Origin of the sequence: Novosphingobium colocasiae (assembly GCF_014652555.1) — a bacterium.
Lineage (GTDB): Bacteria > Pseudomonadota > Alphaproteobacteria > Sphingomonadales > Sphingomonadaceae > Novosphingobium > Novosphingobium colocasiae.
Genome location: NZ_BMZA01000001.1, coordinates 270,506 through 284,750, shown reverse-complemented (window position 1 = coordinate 284,750; position 14,245 = coordinate 270,506). Strand labels below are relative to the sequence as shown.

Below are 14,245 nucleotides of genomic sequence, written 5' to 3'. Positions count from 1 at the left end.
AACAAAATAGAGAAAGGGCTCGGGAAACCGGGCATACGTTACGGCATGGCCAAGGTTCTTTATGGTGATTGTGTCGCGGATCGCGATTCGGCCCAGGTTCGGATTTCCGAGCTTGCCGGTGCCGGTTGCGAACTCCGCACCGTCGCGGCATCCAGCCCGATCGAAGGCGATGTGGCCCTGTGGATCGGAGCCGTCGGCCCGATCGAGGCGACCGCCGTCCGCCGCGATCGCGAGCATGTCTCGCTCCGCTTCAAGGAACCGCTCAGCAGCGAGATCCTGTATCATTTCGGCTGCGGCTAAAGCTGTCCGCACCCTGACGCGCACCGGCACCCTGCTTGCCGCTGCCGTTGCGATCTCCCTCATTCCCGCCCCCGCCAGTTCCGGTGAGGCACCACCGCTATCCTGGCCCAAGGCCCTGCGCGGGCAGATCGTCCGGCTGACCGAAGTCGGCTATCGGCTCAACGCTGCGGCAAGCCCGCTGTGCCCGCGCCAGGCGTCGGCCACGGGCATCACGGTCGACTACATCGAGGCCTATCCGCAAGCGAGCCGCGCCCTCGTTGCCGCCGAGCTGGCGATGGGCGGCGCGCCGCAAGTGGCGGCAGTCGCCCCCGGCAGCCCGGCACAGGCGGCCGGCGTGCGCGCGGGCGATGCGATCCTGGCGATAGACGGCGTCACCAGCGCGGCCATGGCCGCAGCCTCGCCCCAGCCCGCCCTGCTGGCCGACCAGATCGAGGACCGGCTGGCGGCGACGCCGCAAGGCCGCCGGATCGCGCTGGTGCTGGAGCGCGATGGGGCGCAGGTACCGGTCACGATCGATCCGGTGCAGTCCTGCGCGGCGCGGTTCCTCGTCAAGCCGGAGGCGGGGATGAACGGGTTCAGCGACGGCATCAACGTCGCCCTCGGCAGCCGCCTGATCGACTTTGCCCGCAGCGATGACGAGATCGCGGTGGTTGCCGGGCACGAACTGGCCCACGTGGTCAACGCCGATGGCGACGCCGGCGGGCTGAACCGGCGGCGCGCCATGGAAGACCGGGCCGATGTGCTGGGGGCCGCGCTGGCCCGCTGCGCCGGCTATGATGTCGAGCGCGGGCTCGATATCTGGCGGCGGTTCCGCAAGACCGACGTGTTCGGCTTTCTGGCGGTCCCCGAGCACCGGGGATGGAAGGCCCGCATCGCCAACATGCAGGCGCGGTCGCTCACCGGCCCCTGCCCGCCCTCCCGGGGGCTGGCGAAAGGGCCGCAGACCTGACCGATCAACCCGCCCGCTTCGCCTCGACGATGGCGACGGCAGCGGCAATCGCCTCGTCCGGGCCCAGCGCCGAGGTATCGAGCACCACCGCATCGGCCGCCGCCACCAGCGGCGCGTCCTTGCGCCCGGTATCGCGGGCATCGCGCGCGGCGAGATCGGCGGCGATATCCGCCAGCGCCGCTTGCCGCCCCTGCCCCAGCATCTCGCGGTGCCGCCGCGCCGCGCGGGCATCGACCGAGGCGATCACGAACAGCTTCACATCGGCCTCCGGCGCGATCACCGTGCCGATATCGCGCCCGTCCAGCACCGCACCGCCGGGCTGGCCGGCAAAGGCGCGCTGGCGATCGAACAGCGCACGCCGCACGCCGGGATGGATCGAAACCCGGCTGGCCAGCCCGCCGCTGGCTTCAGAGCGCAGTTCGGGATCGGCCAGCAGGCTGTCGGCGAAGTCGCAGGCCTGCACCGCTTGCGCCGGATCGTCCGGATCGAGCCCGCGCGCGGCGCAGGCGAACCCGACCGCGCGATAGAGCAGCCCGGTATCGAGGTGCGGCACTCCATAGCGCGCAGCCAACCCCCGTGCGATCGTGCCCTTGCCCGAGGCAGTAGGCCCATCGACAGCTATGATCATCGCCACCCCTTCAGTCCGCCGGCCGGTTACCAGCAGCAAGGCCGATTGCACGGTTGCGCGATTGACGCAATGCAGCAAGGGCCATATCCCGGCCCCACGCCTCGCAATCCAACGAAATGAGACGCGCGCACATGACCTCGAAGCCCTCTGTCCTCGTCACCGGCGGTGCCGGCTATATCGGCAGCCATGCGGTGCTGGCGCTTAGGGACGCCGGCTGGCCGGTGGCGGTGATCGACAACCTGACGACCGGCTTCCGCTTTGCCGTGCCGGACGACGTGCCGCTTTACGAAGGCGATATCGAGGATGGCGCGCTGCTCGCCCGGATTTTCGCCGAACAGGGCACCGGCGCGGTCATGCATTTCGCCGGGTCGATCATCGTGCCGGAATCGGTCGAGAACCCGCTGAAGTACTATCACAACAACACCGCCAAGAGCCGCGCGCTGATCGACGCGGCGGTCAAGGCCGGGGTGCGCCACTTCATCTTCAGTTCCACCGCCGCGACTTATGGCGTGCCCGAGGTTTCGCCGGTGGCAGAGGACTGCCCGCAACGGCCGATCAACCCCTACGGCATGTCCAAGCTGATGACCGAGATCATGCTGCGCGATGTCAGCGCCGCGCACCCGCTCAACTTCTGCGCGCTGCGCTACTTCAACGTGGCCGGGGCCGATCCGCAGGCGCGCACCGGCCAGTCGACGGCCGGGGCCACCCACCTCATCAAGGTCGCGGTCGAGGCAGCGCTGGGCAAGCGCGATCACGTTGCGGTGTTCGGCACCGATTTCGACACGCCCGACGGCACCGGCGTGCGTGATTACATCCACGTCTCCGATCTGGCCGATGCCCATGTTCTGGCGCTCGAAGCGCTGATCGCCGATCCCGCCCGCTCGCTGACGATGAACTGCGGCTACGGGCGCGGGTTTTCGGTGCTCGAAGTGCTCGACGCGGTGGACCGGGTGACGAACCAGACCATCGACCGCCGCCTGGAAGGGCGTCGCGCCGGCGATCCGGATTCGCTGATCTCGGACAACCAGCGGATCAAAACCACCCTGCCGTGGGTGCCCAAGCACGCCGATCTGCCCACCATCGTCAGCCACGCACTGGCGTGGGAACGGCGGCTGACGGAACTGCGCGGGAGCTGAAGCGCGCCGTCGGGGCCGCGTTTAGCCGACGGCCCTACGCAGAGGGACCGCGACTGAGATAGCGATCACCGGCGCTGCACTGCGGGCCGCCAGGCAGTCTCCGGCGATGGCATAAGAACGATCGTCATGGACATCGATGGCCTGTGTCCCGTCGTCCAGGATCACCGCGCGCAGCCGCGCGCCCAATCGCGCGGCCAGCCGGTCGGTCAGCGCCTGCACATCGAGCAGCCCGGCGCGCGCCAGGACGAGGTTGAGCAGGCCCAGCGCCCGCACCCGGGCAAGCGCGCTGCGGCCGAGCGGGCCGCGCCGGAACAGGTCTACAGCACGCAGCCCCGCCGGTCCCGTCAGGCCATAGAGATTGCACGGAACGAACGCCCCATCGGCCAGGATGTGACCGGGCCCGGATGCGCGCGGGTGCACCGCGTCCACCGCCTTGCGCCGGACCAGCGCGGCCACCGCATCGGCGGTGGTCAGCGCCTGTGCCACCGCATCGATCGACGCGGCGGTCAGCAGCGGCGTATCGGCGGTGGTGACGATCACCGGCCCGTTCCAGCCGCGCACCGCATCGCGCACGCTATCGGCAAGGTTATCGCGCGCTTCGACCAGTTGCACGGTGCCACGCCCCGGCAGGTGGGTCAGTTCGTCATAGATCGCCTCGAACGCCGCGCGCTCGATCGATACCGCAAGGCTGACGACGCGCGGGTGCGATGCCGCGACGTGCAGGACATGCCCGATCAGCGAACGACCGGCCAGCGGGGCCAGGCAGGCATGGCTGACCGCGAACCGCTGGGCCAGCCGCCCCTGCGCCTTGCCGCCGTTGCCGGCAAGGATGACGAGCCGCAGCCCGGCCACCGCGTCCTGCTCCCCGCTCACCACCCGCGCGCCCGCAGCGGCGGCACGGGTCTATCGGCAGGGCGGGCAAATCGCACGATCATGGCAAGGGCAGCTATGCGGGGCGCGTGTGACAGGTGCGTGAAACGCGCCCGATATGGAAACTTTGCGCCCATCGCGTTCGATCGGGCGATCGCCGGTCGCGCCCCATATCAGGGTAAATACCGCAGTGGGAAATCGCGGATCGCGGCGCTGGGGGACTGGAGCGGCGCGTCCGGCTGCGGTAGAGCGTCCGTGCCATGGGGACTGACGCCACACCGCCTGCAGACGCGCCGCCGAAGCTCTCGGTGGTCGTCCCCTGCTATAACGAAGCGCTGGGGCTCGATGCGCTCGACCGGCGGCTGAACGCCGCCTGCGCCGCCCGCTTCGGCGGCGATTACGAGATCGTCATGGTCAACGACGGATCGAAGGATGCGACGTGGGAGGGCATCCGCCGCCTCGCCGCCGCCAATCCGCGTATCGTCGGCGTCGATCTGTCGCGCAATCACGGCCACCAGCTCGCCGTCACCGCCGGGCTGCAGATGGCGCGCGGCGAGCTGGTGCTGATTATCGATGCCGACTTGCAGGACCCGCCCGAAGTGCTGGGCGCGATGGTCGACCGGATCGAGGAAGGCTATGACGTCGCCTATGGCCAGCGCATCGCCCGCAAGGGCGAAAGCGTGTTCAAGCGCGGCACCGCCAGCCTGTTCTACAAGCTGCTGGGCAAGCTGGCCGATCACGAGATCCCGCTTGATACCGGCGACTTCCGGCTGATGACCCGCCGCGTTGTCGACCAGCTTAACGCGATGCCCGAACGCTTCCGCTTCATCCGCGGCATGGTGAGCTGGATCGGCTTTGCGCAAGTGGCCGTCCCTTACGAGCGCGATGCCCGGTTTGCCGGGGAAACCGGCTATCCGCTGCACAAGATGATCCGCCTTGGCCTGGATGCGATCACCAGCTTTTCCACGCTGCCGCTGCGGCTGGCATCGCTCCTGGGCATGGTGATGGGGGTGTTCGGCATGGTCCTGCTGATCTGGGCGATCAGCGTCTATTTCGCGCATGGCACCGTGGCCGGCTGGACCAGCACGGTGGCGGTGGTGCTGATCATGGGCAGCGTGCAACTGCTGATCCTGGGCGTGTTCGGCGATTACATCGGCCGCCTCTATCTGGAGAACAAGCGCCGCCCGCTGTTCATCGTGCGCGAAGTCTGCGGGGGCACGCCTCCGCCCCCGCCCGCCGCCGCGGCAGCGCGGGACTGAGCACCGGATAGCCGGCGCGATGCTGCAACTTGTCCGCTTCGGCCTGGTCGGCCTCGCCAACACGGCCACCAGCGCCTGCGTGATCTTCGCGGCGATCCGGCTGGGCTCGGGCGACTATGCGGCCAATGCGCTGGGCTATGCGGTGGGGCTGTGCCTGTCGTTCGCCCTCAACCGGGGCTGGACCTTCGGCGTGCGCGGCGCGGTGCGCCTGTCCGAGATCGTCCGCTTCGGCGCGGTGGTCGGCCTGTCCTATCTGGTCAACCTGACCGTGCTGTCGATCATGCGCGACCACGGCTTTCGCGAAAGCGTGATCGGCCAGGGCGCGGCGATGGTGGCCTATTCGGTGTGCTTCTATATCCTGTCGCGCCGCTTCGTGTTCCGCACCCCGACTTCGGAGGCGCGACAGTGAGCGCCACCACCGTCTCGTGGCGCTGGTGCCTGGCGCTGGTGCTGCTGTGCGCGGTGCCGCTGCTCTATCCGCACACCCCGCCGCTGACCGACCTGCCCGCGCACATGGCCCGCTTCATGGTCCAGCTCGACGCCGGCCGTTCGCCCGATATTGCCCGCTGGTATTCGTTCCACTGGAACCTGATTCCGAACCTTGGCACCGATCTGCTGGCGCAGGCGCTGGTGCCGCTGATCGGCCTGGAACCGACGATGAAGGCGATCGCGCTGCTGATCGTCATCCTGCAGGTTTCGGGATACCTGCGGGTGGCGAAAGCGGCGCATGGCCTGCCCGGTGGCGCGGTGCCGATCACCGCGCTGCTGGCGCTGCCGCTCGCCTATGGCAACCCGTTCCAGTACGGCTTCCTCAACTTCACTTTCACCGTCGGCCTCGCCTTTCACGCGCTGGCGTTCTGGATGGACCCGCGCCTGGCCGCACGCCCGCGCTTGCGCTGGGCGATCTTCGTGCCGGTGGGCTGCGCCATCTGGGTCAGCCATCTGGCGGGCTGGGCGGTGCTGTGCCTGATGACCGGTTCGGTCGAATGGATGGCCCGGCTCGACCGCACCGGCCGGCCCATCCCCGCCCTCATCCGCGCCGGCCTTGCCTGTTCGTGCCTGCTGGTGCCGCAAGTGCTGCGAATGGTCTTCCCCGAAGGCGATCCCGGCCACTTGCCGACCGAGGGGCTGTTCCATTTCGACGAGAAGCTGTTCCTTCTCCTCAACGTCCTGGCCGACCGCTGGCAGCAGCTCGACATCGCCTTTGCCGCCGTGCTGATCGGCGCGATCCTGACCCTGTGGGTCAGCCCGCGCTACAAGCTGCACAAGGGGCTGGCACTGGCCGCGCTGGTGCTGTTCACCGCCTTCCTGCTGCTGCCGCGCCGGGTCTACGGGTCGTTCTATACCGATATGCGCATGGCGCCGACGATGCTGGCGCTGGCGGTGCTGGCGGCGGGGCCTCGCCTCGATGCGGTGAAGCGCGGCCTTGCCGTCCCCGCCGCCGCCGTGATCGCCTTCCTGGCCGCGCGGCTGGCGCTGATCGGGGTCAGCATGGGGCTGTGGGATGCGCAGTTCCGGGCCGACCTCGGCGTGCTGGACCGCATCCCCTACGGCACGCAGGCGGTGACCTTCACCGCCATGCCTTGCCGCACCTTCGTGTTGCAGGGGCGCGAACGGCGCACCCACCTTGCCAGCTTCGCGCTGGTTCGCCGCCACGCTTTCGCCAACGACCAGTTCGAGATGCCGGGCGGCCAGCTCATCACCATCCACAACCCCGCCGCCGAGCCGTTCCGGGTCGATCCCTCGACGCTGGAGATCGGCGAGGAATGCTATGGTGCCATCCCGGTGCTCGACAGCGTGGCGAAAGTGCCGCGTGCCACGCGCACGATGTGGATCATCTGGGACGTGCCCGAACTGCCGGTGCGCGGCTGGCGGGTGGTGGCCCGATCAGGCGATTCGGTGCTGTACCGGCGCTGATCCGGGCGGAGGTTACCCGCCCTTCTGCAGATCGGCGCGGGTCAGGCGGCTGGCGATATAGTCCGCGCCGCCGACGTTGTAGCTGTAGAGCGCGACCAGCGGCACGCGCAACTGCCCTTGCCCGCTATCGACGATCACATCGGTCCCCATGACGTTGATGACCTTGCCGATCAGCACGCCGCCCTGCGCATAGATCGGCATGCCCGGCGAAAGCTCGCGCCAGTCGATATTGCGCACGGTGACGACGCGGACATTGGCGAGCTTCGCTTCGGTTTCCGGATCGGTGGCAGTGATCGCCGGATTGGGGACGACTTCGGGTTGCGGGACATAGACGGGCTGCGGCGCTTCCGCAGCCACCGCCACGGCCGGATCGGCAGCCGCCTCGGGCTCAGACGCGCCGGCCTCAGGTGCAGCGGGTGGTGGCGGCAGAGGTTCGGCCGGTTCGGCGGCGGGTGCTTCGGCGGCGGGTTCCGGCGGCGCAGGCTGCTCGGCCGCCGGGTCGGGTGTTCCCTCTGGCGGCAGCGCCGAGACCAGACCATAATCACCCCCCGCCTCCGGTTCGGCCGCATGGAGCGGGAACAGCGGAACCGCCGCAAGGGCAAGGGCGAAAAGGTGAGTCCTGGCAGTCATACGGGAACTCCCGTTGCACAAGTGTGGTGCACTGCACAATACGCCGGATTGCTGCGGGGTTCCATAGGTTCGCGGGCAGGAAGCAAATTATATGGCTGGAGATCGCATCGGACTTGGATGACATATCCGAGCGTGACACAATTTCGATTTCATGACACAAACATCAAGCTAGGCCACACCCGGCAACTTGCGCCATGGAGAAACCGATGACCGTGCAAGTGACGATCACCGCTAGCGGCCGGATGAGCCTGCCCGCCGATATCCGCAAACGGCTGGGCCTCTCCGGGGGTGGGGCACTGCTGGTCGAAGAAACCGAAGATGGCGTCGTCCTGCGGACATTGGCGCAATCCATCGCCCATGCGCAAACGCTGGCGAAGCAATATAGCGCCGGCAAGGCGGACGCTTCGGTTGACGGATTTCTCGATCGCCGCCGGCAAGATTGGGGCGAATGAGCGCGGTCGTGCTGGATGCCTCGGCGCTTCTGGCGCTGCTGCATGACGAGCCCGGGGCTGACAACGTCGCACAGGTGTTGACCGACGCCCGGATGGCAAGCGTGAACTACGCCGAAGTGGTCAGCCATTTCATTCACAATGGCATGCCGGAAGATCAGGTCGAGGCGATGCTTCGGCCACTCCCGATCGCCATCATCGCCGCGGATCGTGCGCTGGCGATGATGGCCGGAGGGTTGCGGGCCGTGACTGCATCCGCAGGCCTGTCGCTGGGCGACCGCTTCTGCCTAGCCCTGGCCCGGCGCGACCGCCTGCCGGCGCTTACCGCAGACAGGAAATGGCGCGATGTGGCGCAGGCGGCCGGCGTGACGGTGTCGGTTATCCGGTAACCGACCGGCCGGGCGCGGAGCTTTACCTCACTCCGCCGCCACGCCCTCGCCGAACAGGCCCGGCTCGCTGCCGTCGTCCTCAACCTCTTCGTTTGCGGCCTTGGCTTTCTGGCGCTTGTCGAAGCTGGTCCAGACGGTGTTCCAGTCACCCCGGGTCGCGCCCTTGGAGTATTCGGTGGCGCGGGTTTCGAAGAAGTTGGCGTGTTCCACGCCGTTGAGCAGCGGGGTCAGCCAGGGCAGCGGGTGTTCGTCGATCATGTAGACCGGATCGAGGCCAAGCTGGCCCAGCCGCCAGTCGGCGATGAAGCGGATGTACTTCTTGATGTCCTTGGCGCTCATCCCCGGCACCGGGCCCATTTCGAAGGCGAGGTCGATGAAGGCGTCTTCGAGCCGCACGGTCTTCTGGCAGCAATCGATGATATCCTCGCGCACGGCCTTGGTCAGGCAGCCGCGTTCCTTGACGAAGGTGTGGAACAGCTTGGTGATGCCTTCGCAGTGCAGGCTTTCATCGCGCACCGACCACGAGACGATCTGGCCCATGCCCTTCATCTTGTTGAAACGCGGGAAATTCATCAGCATCGCGAAGCTGGCGAACAGTTGCAGCCCTTCGGTGAAGCCGCCGAACATGGCGAGGGTGCGGGCGATATCCTCGTCGTTATCCACCCCGAAGGTGTGCATGTAATCATGCTTGTCCTTCAGCTCGGCATATTCGAGGAACGCGCCATATTCGCTCTCGGGCATGCCGATGGTGTCGAGCAGGTGCGAATAGGCGGCGATGTGCACCGTCTCCATGTTGGAGAAGGCGGTGAGCATCATCTTGATCTCGGTCGGCTTGAACACGCGGGCGTACTTTTCGTGGTAGCAATCCTGCACTTCCACGTCGGCCTGGGTGAAGAAGCGGAAGATCTGCGTCAGCAGATTGCGCTCGCTCTCGGAAATCTTCTGCGCCCAGTCGCGGCAATCCTCGCCCAGCGGCACTTCCTCGGGCAGCCAGTGGACCTGCTGCTGGCGCTTCCAGAAATCGTAGGCCCAGGGGTACTCGAAAGGCTTGTAGGTCTTGCGGGCTTCGAGCAGCGGCATGGGACGACTCCGGGTTATGGCGATTCGTGGTGCAGACCCGGCGGAACCGGGCGGAATTTCCGTTGCGCAGCCGGGACATGGGTGTCCCCGGATGCGCGGACGGTCACGATACCCAAATTCATCAGCCTGGGGAGATGGGCAGACCACATATTCACAGGCCAGTGCGACAATATCTTGCGCTTGTGAGGATATGGGAACGCAAGGTCTAGTGACAAGGCGCGGCCTCCGGGAAGCGGGAACCGACCGGCCCCGCCGCTCATTCCACCGGAGCAGACCAGGAGAGACCAGCCATGCCCAGCACCCGCGAAGCTGAAACCAGTTGGCAGACCGCCGCCGGCACGATCCGCAAGGGCATGAAGGTCCTGGCCCCGGACGGCACCAGCATCGGCCGGGTCGCGGCGGTGGCCGGAAATGAGTTGCAACTGACGGGCGGCAGCCACGCCTTCGTGCTGGTCTCGCAAGTCGATGGTGTCAGCGATGACGCGGTGCTGCTGGAGCGACGCGGCGATGACAGTTTCGGGATCGCCGCGGGATAAGCCGCTTCGCCAAGAGATTTCCCGCGCCGCCGGAGCGGGACCGGTGGCAAACCCTGCCGAAACGCACCACGGGCGGGACACACAGTGCCCGGGGTGCGCTCCGGCGCAGGCTTGCCGCCGATCGCGGCACCAGCGGCGCGGGGGCCTCGGGGTCGGCGCTATGCGCGCCCCGCAGCCTCCCGGTCTTCGGAAATCATTTCCAGAACCAGCGCGGGGTCACGATCCGCGCGGCCCGGTTGCGCCACATCTGCATGTAGAGCCAGATCCCGGAGGCCGAAAAGAAGACGAGCGCCAGGCCCGAGAGCACCGAGATGGCGGTGCCGAGGGGGCCAAGGCTTTCGCCCGAATGGAGAGGATGAAACACGCCGGCGAACGAGCCCGTGCCGGTCACCGCGATCCGCAGCATGAAGATGCCGAAGATAACCGATAGCCAGCGGTGCCATGTGTGCATGAGAGATAAAGTCCCGGCGGAGTGCTTAATCCTTGTTGCGTATGGCTCGCAATACGCACCGACTCAAGCCGCAAATTGTCGCAAAGGGTAGCGGGGGATATCCGGGGCGGTTTTCCGCGCTTTCCACGAAGCGTGTGGGCGCTGCGGCCAGTGCCGGAACGAACCGCTTTCGCGCGCCGTTACCCCTTCACAACCCCCGAATACCCTTGAGGAGAATACCCATGTTCGAGAAACTGCGCATCCGCGAACATATGGAAGTCACCACCGCCGGTGGCCAGCACGTCGGCACGGTGGACGAAGTGAAGGACGATCAGATCAAGCTCACCCGCACTGACAGCGCTGATGGCGCGCACCATTTCATCGCCTTCGACGCGGTCGACAAGATCGACGACAACCGGGTCTACCTGAAAGCCGGCACCCAGATCCCCGCCGGCGTGGACTAATCCAAAGCGCTACCCCATAAGCAGGACGGCTGTCCGGTCCCTCGACCCCGGACGCCGTTATGCGGGGGTGCCCCGGCCTTCCTATAGGAAGGTCGGGGTTTTTCGTTTCAGCATGTATGCTGATGATATTAAGCGTAACGGATAAGCTTCCAAGTCACTGCGCGCCCGTTGTGGGGCGGCATGCGATTACCCTTAGCAATCGGTGCAGTCGTCGACGGAACATCCATCGACTGCCAGACCCCGGACTCAGGGCAGGTTTCGCCAGTGTGCGAGGTAGTGCCAATCGGCTTCTTGGAGGCGTAGTAGTTCATAACTTTATTCCTTCATTAATGCGTACCCGCCCTCCGGGGCAGGAAGCGCGTTTCAATGAAGCAAGCAAAGTCGGTGAGTTGGTGTGCTGCGGATGATGACAGCGAACTGCCTTTTCCACAGGATATGCACATGCCCATCCCGCCTGAATCCGGAGACTTCAGGTTGACCAGAACGTCGGCACATGCGATTCAGAGGTTGCAAACAGCAGACTCGAATGCACCGCGTTCAGCTTGCTAGGGGGTCGGTCGAAAGACCGGCCCCCACTTGATTCTTTTTTATCAAAAAAGAATCAAGTAACCTTATTTAGTTGCTCGCCCATATATGAGCGAGTCAACCAACGCACTATATGCGCACTTTTCCACAGTCTAAGCGAATGCCCTACCTCACTGGCAGGCGAGGCACTCGTCATAGTCGGTCGTCTCGCCGATCTCGAACTTGGGCGCTTCGCTGGTGTTGTCAGCCTCTACCCCGCCCGCGAAACCGGCGCGCTGGACCGACTTCGAGCGCAGGTAATAGAGCGACTTGATGCCCTTCTCCCAAGCCTGGAAGTGCAGCATCATCAGGTCCCACTTGTCGACATCGGCGGGGATGTAGAGGTTCAGCGACTGGGCCTGGTCGATATAGGGCGTGCGGTCGGCGGCGAATTCGAGCAGCCAGCGCTGGTCGATCTCGAAGCTGGTCTTGTAGACCGCCTTTTCCTCGGTGCTGAGGAAATCGAGGTGCTGGACCGAACCGCCGTGTTCAAGGATCGAGTTCCAGACATTGGCCGAATCCTTCGACTTGGCCGCCAGCAGCTTCTGCAGATAGGGGTTCTTGACCACGAAGCTGCCCGAAAGCGTCTTGTGGGTATAGATGTTGGCCGGGATCGGCTCGATGCAGGCCGAGGTGCCGCCGCAGATGATCGAGATCGACGCAGTGGGCGCGATCGCCATCTTGCAAGAGAAGCGCTCCATCACGCCCACGTCCGCCGCGTCGGGGCACGGCCCGCGCTCGTTCGCGAGCAGCATCGAGGCCTCGTTGGCCTTCATGTTGATGTACTGGAACATCTGCATGTTGAGCGCCTTGGCCATCGCGCTTTCGAAGGCGATGCCGCGCTTTTGCAGATAGGAGTGGAAGCCCATCACGCCCATGCCGACCGAGCGTTCGCGCGCGGCCGAATACTTCGCGCGGGCCATCTCGTCCGGCGCGCGGTCGATATAGTCCTGCAGCACGTTGTCGAGGAAGCGCAGCACGTCCTCGATGAACACCTTGTCGCCCTTCCACTCTTCCCAGGTTTCGAGGTTGAGCGAGGACAGGCAGCACACCGCCGTGCGATCCTTGCCGAGATGATCGCGCCCCGTCGGCAGGGTGATTTCCGAGCACAGGTTGGAGGTGGAAACCTTGAGCCCCAGTTCGCGGTGATGCGCCGGCATCATCCGGTTCACCGTGTCCGAGAACACGATGTAGGGCTCGCCGGTCTGCAGCCGGGTTTCGACCAGCTTCTGGAACAGCGCGCGGGCGTTGACGGTGCTGCGCACTTCGCCGGTCTTGGGGCTGCGCAGGTCGAACTCGGCCCCGTCGCGCACCGCTTCCATGAATTCGTCGGTCAGCAGCACGCCGTGGTGCAGGTTGAGCGCCTTGCGGTTGAAATCGCCCGAGGGTTTGCGGATTTCGAGGAACTCCTCGATCTCGGGGTGCGAGACGTCGATGTAGCAGGCGGCCGAACCCCGGCGCAGCGAGCCCTGGCTGATCGCCAGCGTCAGCGAATCCATCACCCGCACGAACGGAATGATGCCGCTGGTCTTGCCGTTCAGGCCCACCGGCTCGCCGATGCCGCGCACGTTGCCCCAGTAAGTGCCGATGCCGCCCCCGCGCGAGGCGAGCCAGACATTCTCGTTCCAGGTGTTGACGATGCCTTCCAGGCTGTCGTCCACCGAATTCAGGTAGCAGGAGATCGGCAGGCCGCGCCCGGTGCCGCCGTTCGACAGCACCGGCGTTGCCGGCATGAACCACAGCCTGGAGATATAATCGTACAGCCGCTGCGCATGGTCCTGATCGTCGGCATAGGCATCGGCCACGCGCGCGAACAGGTCCTGATACTTTTCGCCGGGCAGCAGATAGCGATCGTCCAGCGTATCCTTGCCGAATTCGGTCAGCAGCGCATCGCGCTCATGATCGACGGTCACCGCAAAGCGGCGCGCGTGGATCGACTTTGAATCGCCCTTGGGCGCGGATGCGGCGGCGGTGAGTGCGCCGGCCATGGCGGCCGCGGTCGCGCTGGCGACCAGATCGGCGGTTCCCTTGTCGGTCTTGTCCATCGCGATTGCCGGGCGCTCGCCCGTCTCCCTGGTTGGTTGGGCCGCTGCCGGAGCTGCCGGCGCGGCAAAGTTCGAAAGCAGATCACCCTGGCTCATGTCGTCATGCTCCGCGCCGTTTGCGAGATCGGCTCCCAAGTCGGCACTGCCCGTGTTCCTGAAATCCATGTTCGCCCCGCCGTGTCCGTCCGTGGCCGCAGCGGCCACAATGCCCGCGCCCGCCCGAAGGCAGACGAACGATAGCGCCGCGCGCGGGGCCGACCGGACGACAGGGCGGACCATTGCGGCCAGCCTTACCATCAATCGGCACATAAAGGGAACGAAATCCCCTCCCCTGCCCGGAAATCGCCGCAGCCGGAGCCCGCTCCACCCGGAGTCAGGACCGCCAGGCGATTTCCCCACCTGCCTGCAGTCCGATCTAGGTGTTGAGCCCCGGCAGCCACGCCGCCACTACCCATAGTGCCTGTTCTGAAATTCCGTTCAAGACCTCGCCCGCTGCCGCCGGGCCACCGCCGGGCCGGCCCCGAAGCCGCGACGCGCCGGATTTCCTCCGCCGCCGGGCGACGCAAGGGGAAATTGTGCCGCCGGGAAAACCTTTTTAT

General features: G+C 66.2%; 16 protein-coding genes. 10 read left to right on the top strand and 6 right to left on the bottom strand.

Going from position 1 to position 14,245, the window contains the following annotated elements; translation table 11 throughout:
• Positions 1-45 precede the first annotated feature (45 nt).
• A complete protein-coding gene (locus IE122_RS01390; RefSeq protein WP_189619294.1) occupies positions 46-300 on the top strand; it encodes a hypothetical protein in 255 nt (84 codons plus the stop codon).
• Positions 236-1,249 (top strand): M48 family metalloprotease, encoded by a 1,014-nt coding sequence (locus IE122_RS01385; RefSeq protein WP_189619293.1) that lies wholly within the window; start codon positions 236-238, stop codon positions 1,247-1,249. The genes IE122_RS01390 and IE122_RS01385 overlap by 65 nt, the downstream gene beginning before the upstream one ends.
• 4 nt (positions 1,250-1,253) lie before the next feature.
• Here the strand turns inward: IE122_RS01385 and IE122_RS01380 are convergent, their stop codons facing one another.
• Complete coding sequence (locus IE122_RS01380; RefSeq protein ID WP_189619723.1) at positions 1,254-1,877, bottom strand: (d)CMP kinase; 624 nt, start codon at positions 1,875-1,877, stop codon at positions 1,254-1,256.
• A gap of 131 nt (positions 1,878-2,008) precedes the next feature.
• Here IE122_RS01380 and galE point away from each other — a divergent pair, with 131 nt between their 5' ends.
• On the top strand, positions 2,009-3,013 hold the full coding sequence (galE, locus tag IE122_RS01375; RefSeq protein ID WP_189619292.1) for a UDP-glucose 4-epimerase GalE: 1,005 nt from the start codon (positions 2,009-2,011) through the stop codon (positions 3,011-3,013).
• A 21-nt stretch (positions 3,014-3,034) separates the two neighbouring features.
• Here galE and IE122_RS01370 read toward each other — a convergent pair whose 3' ends face one another.
• Complete coding sequence (locus IE122_RS01370; protein ID WP_189619291.1) at positions 3,035-3,886, bottom strand: NTP transferase domain-containing protein; 852 nt, start codon at positions 3,884-3,886, stop codon at positions 3,035-3,037.
• Between the two features lie 257 nt (positions 3,887-4,143).
• Between IE122_RS01370 and IE122_RS01365 the strand changes: the two genes are divergently transcribed.
• The 3 genes from IE122_RS01365 to IE122_RS01355 are packed head-to-tail and all read left to right on the top strand — an operon-like array spanning position 4,144 to position 7,059.
• Positions 4,144-5,142 carry a glycosyltransferase family 2 protein gene (locus IE122_RS01365; protein WP_189619290.1) on the top strand — a complete coding sequence of 333 codons (999 nt, stop codon included), beginning with the start codon at positions 4,144-4,146 and terminating at the stop codon, positions 5,140-5,142.
• A gap of 19 nt (positions 5,143-5,161) precedes the next feature.
• On the top strand, positions 5,162-5,551 hold the full coding sequence (locus IE122_RS01360; protein ID WP_189619289.1) for a GtrA family protein: 390 nt from the start codon (positions 5,162-5,164) through the stop codon (positions 5,549-5,551).
• Positions 5,548-7,059, top strand: a complete 1,512-nt coding sequence (locus tag IE122_RS01355) for a hypothetical protein (protein WP_189619288.1) — start codon at positions 5,548-5,550, stop codon at positions 7,057-7,059. Before IE122_RS01360 ends, IE122_RS01355 begins: the two co-directional genes overlap by 4 nt.
• A gap of 12 nt (positions 7,060-7,071) precedes the next feature.
• Here the strand turns inward: IE122_RS01355 and IE122_RS01350 are convergent, their stop codons facing one another.
• Positions 7,072-7,689, bottom strand: a complete 618-nt coding sequence (locus tag IE122_RS01350) for a hypothetical protein (RefSeq protein ID WP_189619287.1) — start codon at positions 7,687-7,689, stop codon at positions 7,072-7,074.
• Between the two features lie 206 nt (positions 7,690-7,895).
• Here IE122_RS01350 and IE122_RS01345 point away from each other — a divergent pair, with 206 nt between their 5' ends.
• Positions 7,896-8,141, top strand: a complete 246-nt coding sequence (locus IE122_RS01345) for an AbrB/MazE/SpoVT family DNA-binding domain-containing protein (protein WP_189619286.1) — start codon at positions 7,896-7,898, stop codon at positions 8,139-8,141.
• The gene (locus tag IE122_RS01340; RefSeq protein WP_189619285.1) at positions 8,138-8,527 is read left to right on the top strand and encodes a type II toxin-antitoxin system VapC family toxin; all 390 of its coding nucleotides are present in this window, start codon (positions 8,138-8,140) and stop codon (positions 8,525-8,527) included. Before IE122_RS01345 ends, IE122_RS01340 begins: the two co-directional genes overlap by 4 nt.
• Before the next feature lie 27 nt (positions 8,528-8,554).
• Here IE122_RS01340 and IE122_RS01335 read toward each other — a convergent pair whose 3' ends face one another.
• Positions 8,555-9,607: a ribonucleotide-diphosphate reductase subunit beta gene (locus tag IE122_RS01335; RefSeq protein ID WP_189619284.1), complete on the bottom strand. Its 1,053-nt coding sequence runs from the start codon at positions 9,605-9,607 to the stop codon at positions 8,555-8,557.
• A 290-nt stretch (positions 9,608-9,897) separates the two neighbouring features.
• On the opposite strand from IE122_RS01335, the gene IE122_RS01330 reads away from it, so the two are divergent.
• Positions 9,898-10,143 (top strand): DUF2171 domain-containing protein, encoded by a 246-nt coding sequence (locus IE122_RS01330; RefSeq protein WP_189619283.1) that lies wholly within the window; start codon positions 9,898-9,900, stop codon positions 10,141-10,143.
• Positions 10,144-10,336: 193 nt separating this feature from the next.
• On the opposite strand, the gene IE122_RS01325 is transcribed toward IE122_RS01330, so the two are convergent.
• Positions 10,337-10,594 (bottom strand): hypothetical protein, encoded by a 258-nt coding sequence (locus IE122_RS01325; RefSeq protein WP_189619282.1) that lies wholly within the window; start codon positions 10,592-10,594, stop codon positions 10,337-10,339.
• A gap of 221 nt (positions 10,595-10,815) precedes the next feature.
• Here IE122_RS01325 and IE122_RS01320 point away from each other — a divergent pair, with 221 nt between their 5' ends.
• Positions 10,816-11,037 (top strand): DUF2171 domain-containing protein, encoded by a 222-nt coding sequence (locus IE122_RS01320; RefSeq protein WP_189619281.1) that lies wholly within the window; start codon positions 10,816-10,818, stop codon positions 11,035-11,037.
• Between the two features lie 695 nt (positions 11,038-11,732).
• On the opposite strand, the gene IE122_RS01315 is transcribed toward IE122_RS01320, so the two are convergent.
• On the bottom strand, positions 11,733-13,646 hold the full coding sequence (locus IE122_RS01315) for a ribonucleoside-diphosphate reductase subunit alpha (protein WP_229813701.1): 1,914 nt from the start codon (positions 13,644-13,646) through the stop codon (positions 11,733-11,735).
• Positions 13,647-14,245 lie beyond the last annotated feature (599 nt).